Raw genomic sequence first — 12,735 nt, 5'->3', positions numbered from 1 at the left:
GCGAATCTCTCCTGCGGCGTTAAAAAATTCTGGGCGGGCTGTTTGCAGCCTGCGCTAACTCTAGCTTGGCGCTGCTACAGCGCCATCGGAAGCGGCCTTGTAAGCCACGATTCCGCCTTTCACTTTGACAAAGAGGCTGCGCGCGTGAGCGGGCAGCCTCTTTGGGACGACAGCGGTTAGACCGTCTTACTGCTTGGCAGCAGCCAGCTGAGCGGCAACTTCTTCAGCGAAGTTGTCAACTGGCTTCTCGATGCCTTCACCGACCTTGAAGTAGGTGAACGAAACGATTTCAGCGCCAGCTTTCTTGGCCAGGTCGCCAACCTTGACTTCAGGGTTCTTGACGAACGGCTGCTCGACCAGGGAAGCCTCGGCCAGGAACTTCTTGATGCGACCGTCGATCATGTTCGCAACGATGTTCTCAGGCTTGCCTTTCATCTTCTCTTCGTTCAGCTGCAGGAACACGGCTTTCTCGCGTTCGATGGCTTCGGCGGAGACTTGCGATGGCAGCAGGAACTCTGGGTTGCTGGCAGCCACGTGCATGGCGATGTCTTTGGCCAGCTCGGCGTTGCCGCCTTTCAGGGCAACCACTACGCCGATCTTGTTACCGTGCAGGTAAGCGTCGACCACGTCGCCATCAACGCGAACCAGGCGGCGAATGTTGACGTTTTCGCCAACTTTGGCAACCAGGGCTTCGCGAGCAGCTTCCTGAGCGGCGATCAGCGGAGCTGCGTCGGTCAGTTTGTCGGCCAGGGCTTTTTCAACGCTGGCAGCCACGAAGTTCTTGAAGTCGTCCTGCAGGGCCAGGAAGTCGGTCTGCGAGTTGACTTCCAGGATGACGGCCGACTTGTTGTCAGCGTCAACTTTAACGGCGATAGCGCCTTCAGCGGCAACGTTGCCAGCCTTTTTGGCAGCCTTGATGGCGCCCGAGGCACGCATGTCGTCGATCGCTTTTTCGATGTCGCCGCCAGCCTTGGTCAAGGCCTTTTTGCAGTCCATCATGCCTTCGCCGGTACGCTCGCGCAGTTCTTTGACCAACGCTGCAGTAATTTCTGCCATTTCAAAATCCTCTTGGATAGGTTTTCAACCATTCCACCCGATTGGCACGGGCGCTCAATTCTTGAACACTGCCAGCTACTGCGTTAAAAAAATGCAATGACTACGCAGACAGGTTCTCGAGGTGGCAAAAAGGGGGCCTAGCCCCCTTTTTGCGTACCGAGTAAACGCTGGGCGTCTAGACTCAGCCTTCTACCGCTGCAGCAGGAGCGTCCTGGACGTACTCTTCAGTACCGCCAGCAACGTGGTTGCGGCCACGGATAACGGCGTCAGCCATCGAACCCATGTACAGCTGGATGGCGCGGATGGCGTCATCGTTGCCTGGGATGATGTAGTCAACGCCTTCTGGGCTGGAGTTGGTATCGACTACGCCGATAACCGGGATACCCAGCTTGTTGGCTTCGGTGATCGCGATGCGCTCGTGATCAACGTCGATAACGAACAGTGCGTCAGGCAGGCCGCCCATGTCCTTGATACCACCCAGGGAGCGATCCAGTTTTTCCAGATCACGGGTGCGCATCAGGGCTTCTTTCTTGGTCAGCTTGGCAAAGGTGCCATCTTCGGCCTGGGTTTCCAGGTCGCGCAGACGCTTGATCGAAGCACGGATGGTTTTGAAGTTGGTCAGCATGCCGCCCAACCAGCGGTGGTCGACGTACGGCGAACCGCAACGTGCTGCTTCTTCAGCAACGATCTTGCCAGCCGAACGCTTGGTGCCGACGAACAGGATCTTGTTCTTGCCCTGGGCCAGGCGCTCAACGAAAGTCAGAGCTTCGTTGAACATTGGCAGGGTTTTTTCGAGGTTGATGATGTGAATCTTGTTGCGCGCGCCGAAAATGTACTTGCCCATTTTCGGGTTCCAGTAACGGGTCTGGTGGCCGAAGTGCACACCGGCCTTCAGCATATCGCGCATATTGACTTGGGACATGATAGTTCCTTGATAAGTCGGGTTAGGCCTCCACGTACCCCAATGACCAACCAGCAGCTAGAGCTGAAGGCACCCAGGTCATCGTGCCGGCACGTGTGTGGGTTTGTGCTTTCGGGGCTATCCCCGGAAAGCGGCGCATTTTATACCACAGAACCTTTGCCAGCGAAACCCGAATTCACGTTGTCGATCAACGACTTTTGCGTGGAAGCTTGTTTCGCGCAACAATGGCCCCATGACTCTATATAGAGAAGCGATGCCTGGCGACAGTTCCCGCTGCCGTACGTCTGGTAGAATCGTTTCATCCCGTGTTTGCCTGCGCCGCCGAGCGCCCAGAGAGCCCGTATGACCGTTACCATCAAAACTCCCGAGGACATCGAGCACATGCGCGTTGCCGGCCGCCTGGCCGCGCAAGTGCTGGAAATGATCGAACCCCACGTCAAGCCCGGCGTGACCACGGAAGAGCTGGACCGCCTGTGCCACGACTTCATCGTCAATGAGCAGAAGGCCATCCCGGCCCCGCTGAACTACAAGGGCTTCCCCAAGTCGATCTGCACCTCGATCAACCATGTGGTCTGCCACGGCATTCCCGGTGACAAGGTACTGAAGGACGGCGACACCCTGAACATCGACGTCACCGTGATCAAGGACGGCTACCACGGCGACACCAGCCGCATGTTCCACGTGGGCACCGTGCCGGCTTGGGCCGAGCGCCTGTCCAAGGTCACCCAGGAATGCATGTACAAGGCCATCGAACTGGTGAAGCCGGGCTGCCGCCTGGGCGACATCGGCGAAGTGATCCAGAAACACGCCGAAAAGAATGGTTTCTCGGTGGTGCGCGAGTTCTGCGGCCACGGCATCGGCAAGGTGTTCCACGAAGAGCCGCAGATTCTGCACTACGGCCGCGCTGGCACCGGCATGGAACTGAAGGAAGGCATGACCTTCACCATCGAGCCGATGATCAACCAGGGCAAGGCCGACACCAAGGTGCTGGGCGACGGCTGGACCGCCATCACCAAGGACCGCAAGCTGTCGGCGCAGTGGGAACATACCCTGGTGGTGACCGCTACCGGCTACGAGATTTTCACCCTGCGCGCGGACGACACCATCCCACGCGTCTCGGCCTGATGTGACCCATTAATTGTGGGAGCTGGCTTGCCAGCGAGCTTTTGGGGGCCTGCCAAAAACTCGCTGGCAAGCCAGCTCCCACAATAGCGTTCCAGTCAAAATTTGCCGCTACAGTTCAGGAAGGCTCATTCGATGCCCCAGGTGGATCCGGAGTTGTTCGATCGCGGCCAGTTCCAGGCGGAACTGGCCCTCAAGGCGAGCCCCATCGCCGCGTTCAAGAAAGCCATTCGCCAGGCCCGCGACGTGCTGGATGGGCGCTTTCGCGCCGGCCGCGATATTCGCCGGCTGATCGAGGACCGCGCCTGGTTCGTCGATAACATCCTCCAGCAGGCCTGGAAACAGTTCGACTGGAGCGACGAAGCCGACATCGCCCTGGTGGCCGTTGGCGGCTATGGCCGTGGCGAGCTGCACCCCTACTCCGACATCGACCTGCTGATTCTGCTGGAAAGCTCGGACCACGAGATTTTCCGCGACTCCATCGAGCGTTTTCTCACGCTGCTGTGGGACATCGGCCTAGAAGTGGGCCAGAGCGTGCGCTCCATCGACGAGTGCGCCGAACAGGCCCGCGCCGACCTGACCATCATCACCAACCTGATGGAAAGCCGCACCGTGGCCGGCCCCGAGCGCCTGCGCAAGCGCATGCTGGAAGTCACCGGCACCGCGCACATGTGGCCCAGCAAGGACTTCTTCCTGGCCAAGCGCGCCGAGCAGAAAGCCCGGCACCACAAGTACAACGACACCGAATACAACCTGGAGCCCAACGTCAAGGGCTCCCCGGGCGGGCTGCGCGACATCCAGACCATCCTCTGGGTGGCCCGCCGCCAGTACGGCACCCTGAACCTGCACGCCCTGGCCGGCGAAGGCTTCCTGCTGGAAAGCGAGAACAACCTGCTGGCCAGCTCCCAGGAGTTCCTGTGGAAGGTGCGCTACGCCCTGCACATGCTGGCCGGGCGCGCCGAAGATCGCCTGCTGTTCGACCACCAGCGCACCATCGCCGGCCTGCTGGGCTTCAAGGACAGCGACGCGAAGCTGGCCATCGAACGCTTCATGCAGAAGTACTACCGCGTGGTGATGAGCATCGCCGAGCTCAGCGACCTGATCATCCAGCACTTCGAGGAAGTTATCCTGGCCGATGACGTGGGCAGCGTCACCTTGCCCATCAACTCGCGCTTCCAGCTGCACGACGGCTACATCGAGGCGGTGCACGCCAACGTGTTCAAGCGCACGCCGTTCGCCATGCTGGAAATTTTCGTGCTGATGGCGCAGAACCCCGAGATCAAGGGCGTACGCGCAGATACCATCCGCCTGCTGCGCGAACATCGCCACCTGATCGACGACGATTTCCGCAACGACATTCGCAACACCAGCCTGTTCATCGAGCTGTTCAAGTGCGAGATCGGCATCCACCGCAACCTGCGCCGCATGAACCGCTACGGCATCCTGGGCCGCTACCTGCCCGAGTTCGGCCACATCGTGGGGCAGATGCAGCACGACCTGTTCCACATCTATACGGTGGACGCGCACACGCTGAACCTGATCAAGCACCTGCGCAAGTTGCAGTACACGCCGGTGTCGGAGAAATTCCCGCTGGCCAGCAAGCTCATGGGCCAGCTGCCCAAGCCCGAGCTGATCTACCTGGCCGGCCTGTACCATGACATCGGCAAGGGCCGCCAGGGCGACCACTCCGACCTGGGCGCGGTGGACGCCGAGGCGTTCTGCCAGCGCCACCAGCTGCCCGTATGGGACAGCCGCCTGATCGTATGGCTGGTGCAGAACCACCTGGTGATGTCGACCACCGCCCAGCGCAAGGACCTCTCCGACCCGCAGGTGATTCACGACTTCGCCCAGCTGGTGGGCGACCAGACGCACCTGGACTACCTCTACGTGCTGACCGTGGCCGACATCAACGCCACCAACCCCAGCCTGTGGAACAGCTGGCGCGCCAGCCTGCTGCGCCAGCTGTTCACCGAGACCAAGCGCGCCCTGCGCCGCGGCCTGGAGAACCCGCTGGACCGCGAGGAGCAGATCCGCCAGACCCAGAGCGCGGCCCTGGACATCCTGGTGCGCGCCGGCACCGACCCGGACGACGTCGAGCAGCTGTGGTCGCAGCTGGGCGACGACTATTTCCTGCGCCACACCGCCGGCGACGTCGCCTGGCACAGCGACGCCATCCTCCAGCAGCCGCTGGACGGCGGCCCGCTGGTGCTGATCAAGGAAACCACCCAGCGCGAGTTCGAAGGCGGCACGCAGATCTTCATCTACGCGCCCGACCAGCACGACTTCTTCGCCGTGACCGTGGCGGCCATGGACCAGCTCAACCTGAACATCCATGACGCGCGCATCATCACCTCCAGCAGCCAGTTCACCCTCGACACCTACATTGTCCTGGACACCGACGGCGGCTCGATCGGCGACAACCCGGTGCGCGTCAAGGAGATCCGCAGCGGCCTCACCGAAGCCCTGCGCAACCCCGATGACTACCCCACCATCATCCAGCGTCGGGTGCCGCGCCAGCTCAAGCACTTTGCCTTCGCGCCCCAGGTCACCATTCATAACGATGCCCAGCGCCCGGTGACTATCCTGGAGCTCAGCGCCCCGGACCGCCCCGGCCTGCTGGCGCGCATCGGCAAGATTTTCCTGGAGTTCGACCTGTCGCTGCAGAACGCCAAGATCGCCACCCTGGGCGAACGGGTGGAAGACGTGTTCTTCATCACCGACGCCGACAACCAACCGCTTTCCGACCCGCAACTGTGCAGCCGTCTGCAGGATGCCATCGTCGACCAACTGAGTGTCAGCCAGCCGCAGGGCGTCGAGCTGTCGCGCCTGAGCATTTAGAGGAACATTCGTGAACAACGCTTTGAACCAGCTGCAGCCCTACCCGTTCGAGAAACTGCGCAAGCTGCTGGGCGCCGTCACGCCCAACCCGGGCAAGCGCGCCATCGCCCTGTCCATCGGCGAGCCCAAGCACCGCTCGCCCAGCTTCGTGGCCGAAGCGCTGAGCGCCAACCTCGACCAGATGGCCGTGTACCCCACCACCCTGGGCATCCCGGCCCTGCGCGAGGCGATTGGCACCTGGTGCGAGCGCCGCTTCAACGTGCCGGCCGGCTGGATCGACCCGGCGCGCCACGTGCTGCCGGTGAACGGCACCCGCGAGGCGCTGTTCGCCTTCACCCAGACCGTGGTCGAGCGCAGCGACGATGGCCTGGTGGTCAGCCCCAACCCGTTCTACCAGATCTACGAAGGCGCAGCCCTGCTGGCCGGTGCCACCCCGCACTACCTGCCGTGCCTGGACAGCAACGGCTTCAACCCGGATTTCGAAGCCGTATCGGCCGAGACCTGGGACCGCTGCCAGATCCTGTTCCTGTGCTCGCCAGGCAACCCCACCGGCGCCCTGGTGCCGATGGACACCCTGAAAAAGCTGATTGCCCTCGCCGACAAGCACGACTTCGTGATTGCCGCCGATGAGTGCTACAGCGAGCTGTACTTCGACGAGCAAACCCCGCCACCGGGCCTGCTCAGCGCCTGCGTGGAGCTGGGCCGCAGCGACTTCAAGCGTTGCGTGGTGTTCCACAGCCTGTCCAAGCGCTCGAACCTGCCGGGCCTGCGCTCGGGCTTCGTCGCCGGCGACGCCGAGATCCTCAAGGCGTTCCTGCTGTACCGCACCTACCACGGCTGCGCCATGCCCGTGCAGACCCAACTGGCCAGCATCGCCGCCTGGAACGACGAAGTGCACGTGCGCGCCAACCGCGCCCTGTACCGCGAGAAGTTCGATGCAGTGCTGGAAATCCTGGCGCCGGTGCTGGACGTGCAGCGCCCGGACGGCAGCTTCTACCTGTGGCCGAAGGTGCCGATGGATGACGCGCAGTTCTGCCAACAGCTGTTCGAGCAGCAGCACGTGACCGTGGTGCCGGGCTCGTACCTGTCCCGTGACGTGGATGGCGTGAACCCGGGTGCCGGCCGCGTGCGCATGGCCCTGGTCGCGCCACTGGCCGAGTGCGTGGAAGCTGCCGAGCGGATCCGCGACTTCGTCAGCCAGCGCTGAAACCCTGACGCGGCCTGGCGGCCACTGCTACGGGACCGTGTAGCAGCGGCCACCAGGCCGCGTCAGCACCCGCCCGGTCAGCCGACCGAGGGCCGGGTCACCCCCAGGTTCGCCTCGCTCAAGTCCAACTCGCTGAGAATCTCGCGCAGCACGTCATCACCAATATGGTGATGGCGGCGCAGATCATACAGCTCCAGGCGCTGGGCGCGCAGGCCGCGGATGCGCAGGCGACGCTCCAGTTGGTCCATCAACAGCGCCTGCGCCTGGGCCTCGGCGGAGTCGTTGAACACGTCCAGCTGGTGGCGGTACTCGGACATGATCTGCGCCTTCAACTCGGTGGCCAGCGCGGCCTGGGCGGCATCGGGCGCAGGCGCGGCCGGGTCGCTCACCTCTTCGGTTTCCAGCGCGCGAATGGCCGCCTCGGCGGTACGCCGCCACACCTCGCGCACTTCCTTGCGCAACGCCTCGTCGGAGGTCTTCTCCACCCCACGCAGCAACAGCGGCAGGGCCACGCAAGCGGCGATCAACGACAACAGAATCACCCCCGCAGCGATGAAGATCAGCAGGTCGCGCTCAGGGAAATCCTGCCCTGCCCCAAGCAGCAACGGCACCGACATCACGCCCGCCAGGGTCACCGCACCGCGCACGCCACCCACCGTCAGCAACCAGCAGGACCGGGCCGTTGGCAGCATGGTGATGGTGGCCTTGCCGGTCCAGCGGCGCAGCATGCTGATGAAGCGCCAGGTGCTCTGCACCCAGATGAAGCGCAGCACCACCAGTACCAGGAAAATCCCGGCGACATCGAACAGGCGGTAGCCCAGGGTCGGCCACAGCGAGGCCTCGTGGCTGGTGACCGCCTTGATGATGTCCGGCAGTTGCAGGCCCAGCAGCAAAAAGATCAGGCCGTTGAAGGCGAACTCCAGCAGCGACCAGACGCTGCGGTTGAGCAGGCGGGTACTGGTCTGCCGCGGCAGCAGGTCAAGCCAGCTCTGCATCATGCCGGCGGCCACCGCCGAGAGAATGCCCGAGGCGCCCAGGCGCTCGGCCAGCACGTAGGCGGCGAACGGCAGCAACAGCATGAACACCACGTGGGTGGCCGGGTCATCCCAGCCGCGGGCGATCATCCACAGGCGCAGGCGCCCCACCAGCCAGCTCAACGCTACGCCGATGGCCAGGCCCCCCACGGCCACCAGCACGAAGGTCAGGCTGGCCTCGGCCAGCGAAAAATAGCCGGTAACGGCAGCGGCCAGGGCGAACTTGAAGGTCACCAGGCCCGACGCATCGTTCATCAGCGCCTCGCCCTGCAGGATACGCATCAGCGGCGTGGGCAGCTTGTCCTGGGCGATGGCCGACACTGCCACGGCGTCGGTGGGCGACAGCACGGCGGCCAGGGCAAAGGCCACCGGCAGCGGGATGGTCGGCAGCAGCCAGTGAATGAAGTAGCCCGCCCCCACCACGGTAAACAGCACCAGGCCCACCGCCAGCATCAGGATCGAGCCGCGGTAGCGCCACAGGTCGCGTTTGGGCATGCGCCAGCCGTCGGCGAACAGCAGCGGTGGCAGGAACAGGAACAGGAACAATTCGGGGTCCAGCACCACGTGCAGCCCCAGGCTGGGCCAGGCCAACAAGGCCCCGGCGGCGATCTGCACCAGTGGCAGCGGAATCGGGATCACCCTCGCCACCAGCCTGCTCAGGCCCACCAGCATCAGCAGGATCAGGACGGTGTAGGCGGTTTGCATAAGACAGTCTTCCCTCTTGCTTCACACGTGCCGGGCGGAATGGAACGCGCCGGACATTAAACGATACATCTTACCGGCACATCGCAAGCAAGGCCGCTGCACCATGGTCGCAGGGAGCCTGGCCACTTGTAACTAGATGCTACCAGACAGGTGAAGACCCTCGGCATAAGCAAATTCTTTCACAAACCTTATAAAAGACTTATTATCCTGAATACTCTAGAGGTCAGGAAACGTGACGAACGCACCTACTAATATCCAGGTCATCAACGACCCCGACGGCAAGCCGGCATTCGTGGTCATCCCTTACGACCAGTACATAGCGACCCATGGCTGCGCCGACCTGATCCCTCACGAAGTCGTCAGCCGCGTGGTCGATGGGCTCACCCCCATCCGGGCATGGCGCGAGTACCTCGACCTGACCCAGGAAGAAGTCGCCCGCCGCCTTGGCGTCACCCAGCCCGCCTTTGCCCAACAAGAGGCCGTGGCCAGGCCACGCAAGGCTACCCGCGAAAAAATAGCCGCGGCGTTCGGTATCCGTCCCCAGCAACTGGACCTTTGAAGCACATTGCAAGGCAACAGTCATGGCGCCGAAAGAATCGATGCCGCATAATTCGTCGATTCGTATTCAGGAGACCGCAGGGCATGGCCGCGTTCCGCACGGGCCGCCCCCTTTGAACCATGGCTTACACACTGTTCGGCATCAAGGCCTGCGACACCATGAAAAAAGCCCGCACCTGGCTCGACGAGCACGGCGCCGCTTACGAATTCCATGACTACAAGACCCAGGGCATCGACCGCGAGCACCTGGAGCAATGGTGCGGCGAACACGGCTGGGAAGTCGTGCTGAACCGTGCCGGTACTACCTTCCGCAAGCTCGCTGACGAGCAGAAGGCCGATCTGGACCAGGCCCGCGCCATCGAACTGATGCTCGCCCAGCCGTCCATGATCAAGCGCCCGGTGCTGGACCTTGGCCACCGGACCCTCGTGGGCTTCAAGCCCGATATTTATGCGGCGGCCGTCCAGCAATAATGCTGGCAACAGGCCCCATTCATTTGCAAAGAGGTAACTGCATGTCCACTACCCTGTTCAGCCTGGCTTTCGGCGTCGGCACCCAGAATCGCAACGGCGCCTGGCTTGAAGTGTTCTACGCACAACCCCTGGTGTCGCCGTCGGCCGAACTGATCGCCGCGGTCACCCCTGTCCTGGGCTACACCGGTGGCAACCAGGCCATCACCTTCACCACTGCCCAGGCCTCGCAGCTGGCCGAAGCCCTGAAAGGCGTCGACGCCGCCCAGGCCGCCCTGCTCACCCGCCTGGCCGAGAGCCACAAGCCGCTGGTCGCCACCCTGCTGGCCGAAGACGCCGCGCTGACCTCCACCCCAGAGGCCTACCTGAAGCTGCACCTGCTGTCGCACCGCCTGGTGAAGCCGCACGGCGTCAGCCTGGCCGGCATCTTCCCGCTGCTGCCAAACGTGGCCTGGACCAGCCAGGGCGCCGTCGACCTGGCCGAGCTGGCCGAGCTGCAACTGGAAGCGCGCCTCAAGGGCGAGCTGCTGGAAGTGTTCTCGGTGGACAAGTTCCCGAAAATGACTGACTACGTGGTACCGGCTGGCGTGCGTATCGCCGATGCCGCCCGTGTGCGCCTGGGCGCCTACATCGGCGAAGGCACCACCATCATGCACGAAGGCTTCGTCAACTTTAACGCCGGCACCGAAGGCCCGGGCATGATCGAAGGCCGCGTGTCGGCTGGCGTGTTCGTCGGCAAGGGCTCGGACCTGGGCGGCGGCTGCTCCACCATGGGCACCCTGTCGGGCGGCGGCAACATCGTCATCAAGGTCGGCGAAGGCTGCTTGATCGGCGCGAACGCCGGTATCGGCATCCCATTGGGTGACCGCAACACCGTGGAAGCTGGCCTGTACATCACCGCCGGCACCAAGGTAGCCCTGCTGGACGAAAGCAACCAGCTGGTCAAAGTGGTCAAGGCCCGTGACCTGGCTGGCCAGACCGACCTGCTGTTCCGTCGCAACTCGGAAACCGGCGCCGTGGAATGCAAGACCCACAAGTCGGCCATCGAACTGAACGAAGCGCTGCACGCTCACAACTAAGCGGCACCGCGCAGGCCCGGCACTGTGCCGGGCCTGCCTGCCCAGAGCCCCGATCCCATGTTCCAGCCCTCCCCCTGGCGTGCCGATTTTCCGGCCATCGCCGCCCTGCAACGCCAGCACCAGACATATCTGGACAATGCGGCAACCACGCAGAAACCCCAGGCCCTGCTCGATGCATTGGCCCACTATTACAGCCACGGCGCCGCCAACGTGCACCGTGCGCAACACCTGCCAGGCGCCTTGGCGACTCAAGCGTTCGAAGCCAGCCGCGAGAAAGTCGCGCAATGGCTCAACGCTGCCAGCCCCAGCCAGGTGGTCTTCACCCACGGCGCCACCAGCGCCCTGAACCTGCTGGCCTACGGGCTGCAGGCGCATTTCCAGCCCGGTGACGAAATCGTTATCAGCGCCCTGGAGCACCACGCCAACCTGCTGCCCTGGCAACAGCTGGCCCAGCGCGCCGGCTTGAAACTGGTGGTGCTGCCGCTGACCGTCAACGGGCTGATCGACCTCGACGCAGCCGCCAGCCTGATGGGCCCGCGCACTCGGCTGCTGGCCGTCAGCCAGCTGTCCAACGTGCTCGGCGCCTGGCAACCCCTCGAGCCCTTGCTGGCCCTGGCGCGCGCCCAAGGCGCCCTGACCGTGGTCGACGGTGCCCAGGGCGTGGTGCATGGCCGCCATGACGTGGAGCAATTGGGCTGCGACTTCTACGTGTTCTCCAGCCACAAGCTGTACGGCCCGGATGGCGTCGGCGTGCTCTACGGCCGCAGCGAAGCGCTGGGCAAACTGGCCCACTGGCAATTCGGCGGCGAGATGGTGCACGTGGCCGACTACCACAGCGCCAGCTTCCACCCCGCGCCGCTGGGCTTCGAGGCCGGCACCCCGCCCGTGGCCGGCGTGATCGGCCTGGGCGCCACCCTGGACTACCTGGCCAGCCTCGACCACGAGGCCGTCATGGCCCACGAAAACACCCTGCACGGCCTGCTGCTGCGCGGCCTCAACGACCGCGAGGGCGTGCGCCTGCTGGGCACCCCGCAACTGGCCCTGGCAAGCTTCGTGGTGGACGGCGTGCACAACGCCGACCTGGCGCACCTGCTCACCGAACAGGGCATTGCCGTGCGCGCCGGGCACCATTGCGCCATGCCGCTGCTGAAAAGCCTGGGGCTGGCCGGTGCCATTCGTGTGTCGCTGGCGCTGTACAACGACAGCGACGACCTGCAGCGCTTCTTCGAGGCGCTGGACAAGTCGTTGGAATTGCTGCGATGAGCCTGCCCGTGCACGCCGCCGAGGCCTTGCAGGCCTTCGAACAAGCTGCGGGCTGGGAACAGCGCGCGCGCCTGCTGATGCAGTGGGGCGAGCGTCTTGCACCCCTGGCCGATGACGAAAAAAGCACCGAGCATCTAGTGCACGGCTGCGAGAGCCAGGTGTGGCTGATCGCCACGCACGCAGACGGCCAATGGCAGTTCCGCGCCGGTAGCGATGCGCGCCTGATTCGCGGCTTGCTGGCGCTGCTGCTGGTGCGGGTCGAAGGGTTGAGCGCCGCCGAACTGGCGGCGCTGGACCTGCCAGCATGGTTCCAGCAGCTGGGGCTGGGCCGTCAGTTGTCGCCGTCGCGCAGCAATGGCTTGAACGCGGTGCTCAAGCGCATGGCGGAGCTGGCCGCTCCCTGACGCCGCCTTCGGCAACTGCTACGCAAAACAATGCGCCCCCGTAGCAGCGGCCGCCAGGCCGCGTCCAAACCGCCGCGTA

The 12,735-nt window shown here is 63.9% G+C and carries 11 protein-coding genes; 8 read left to right on the top strand and 3 right to left on the bottom strand.

Annotated elements, in window-relative coordinates:
• Positions 1-186 precede the first annotated feature (186 nt).
• Both tsf and rpsB read right to left on the bottom strand, forming a co-directional pair.
• The gene (gene tsf / locus RAM80_RS23690; RefSeq protein ID WP_416422842.1) at positions 187-1,056 is read right to left on the bottom strand and encodes a translation elongation factor Ts; all 870 of its coding nucleotides are present in this window, start codon (positions 1,054-1,056) and stop codon (positions 187-189) included.
• Positions 1,057-1,237: 181 nt separating this feature from the next.
• The gene (gene rpsB / locus RAM80_RS23685; RefSeq protein WP_249672328.1) at positions 1,238-1,978 is read right to left on the bottom strand and encodes a 30S ribosomal protein S2; all 741 of its coding nucleotides are present in this window, start codon (positions 1,976-1,978) and stop codon (positions 1,238-1,240) included.
• 342 nt (positions 1,979-2,320) lie between these two features.
• Between rpsB and map the strand changes: the two genes are divergently transcribed.
• From map to dapC, 3 genes are all read left to right on the top strand, one after another.
• Positions 2,321-3,103 carry a type I methionyl aminopeptidase gene (gene map, locus RAM80_RS23680; RefSeq protein ID WP_277962027.1) on the top strand — a complete coding sequence of 261 codons (783 nt, stop codon included), beginning with the start codon at positions 2,321-2,323 and terminating at the stop codon, positions 3,101-3,103.
• A 132-nt stretch (positions 3,104-3,235) separates the two neighbouring features.
• On the top strand, positions 3,236-5,938 hold the full coding sequence (locus tag RAM80_RS23675; protein WP_416422841.1) for a [protein-PII] uridylyltransferase: 2,703 nt from the start codon (positions 3,236-3,238) through the stop codon (positions 5,936-5,938).
• 10 nt (positions 5,939-5,948) lie between these two features.
• Positions 5,949-7,145: a succinyldiaminopimelate transaminase gene (gene dapC / locus RAM80_RS23670; RefSeq protein WP_416422840.1), complete on the top strand. Its 1,197-nt coding sequence runs from the start codon at positions 5,949-5,951 to the stop codon at positions 7,143-7,145.
• Between the two features lie 77 nt (positions 7,146-7,222).
• Here the strand turns inward: dapC and RAM80_RS23665 are convergent, their stop codons facing one another.
• A complete protein-coding gene (locus tag RAM80_RS23665) occupies positions 7,223-8,884 on the bottom strand; it encodes a Na+/H+ antiporter (RefSeq protein ID WP_416422839.1) in 1,662 nt (553 codons plus the stop codon).
• A gap of 232 nt (positions 8,885-9,116) precedes the next feature.
• Between RAM80_RS23665 and RAM80_RS23660 the strand changes: the two genes are divergently transcribed.
• The 5 genes from RAM80_RS23660 (at position 9,117) to RAM80_RS23640 (ending at position 12,656) form a co-directional block, all read left to right on the top strand.
• Positions 9,117-9,443, top strand: a complete 327-nt coding sequence (locus tag RAM80_RS23660; protein WP_416422838.1) for a helix-turn-helix domain-containing protein — start codon at positions 9,117-9,119, stop codon at positions 9,441-9,443.
• Between the two features lie 119 nt (positions 9,444-9,562).
• The gene (locus tag RAM80_RS23655; protein WP_416422837.1) at positions 9,563-9,913 is read left to right on the top strand and encodes an ArsC family reductase; all 351 of its coding nucleotides are present in this window, start codon (positions 9,563-9,565) and stop codon (positions 9,911-9,913) included.
• Positions 9,914-9,954: 41 nt separating this feature from the next.
• Positions 9,955-10,989 (top strand): 2,3,4,5-tetrahydropyridine-2,6-dicarboxylate N-succinyltransferase, encoded by a 1,035-nt coding sequence (gene dapD / locus RAM80_RS23650; RefSeq protein ID WP_416422836.1) that lies wholly within the window; start codon positions 9,955-9,957, stop codon positions 10,987-10,989.
• 57 nt (positions 10,990-11,046) lie between these two features.
• Positions 11,047-12,252, top strand: a complete 1,206-nt coding sequence (locus tag RAM80_RS23645; RefSeq protein WP_416422835.1) for an aminotransferase class V-fold PLP-dependent enzyme — start codon at positions 11,047-11,049, stop codon at positions 12,250-12,252.
• Positions 12,249-12,656 carry a SufE family protein gene (locus RAM80_RS23640; protein WP_416422834.1) on the top strand — a complete coding sequence of 136 codons (408 nt, stop codon included), beginning with the start codon at positions 12,249-12,251 and terminating at the stop codon, positions 12,654-12,656. Before RAM80_RS23645 ends, RAM80_RS23640 begins: the two co-directional genes overlap by 4 nt.
• Positions 12,657-12,735: the final 79 nt, after the last annotated feature.

Origin of the sequence: Pseudomonas sp. App30 (genome assembly GCF_047947025.1) — a bacterium.
In the GTDB taxonomy this organism is placed as follows: domain Bacteria; phylum Pseudomonadota; class Gammaproteobacteria; order Pseudomonadales; family Pseudomonadaceae; genus Aquipseudomonas.
The sequence above is the reverse complement of the archived record's forward strand: the minus strand, read 5'-3'. Positions and strand labels throughout refer to the sequence as shown.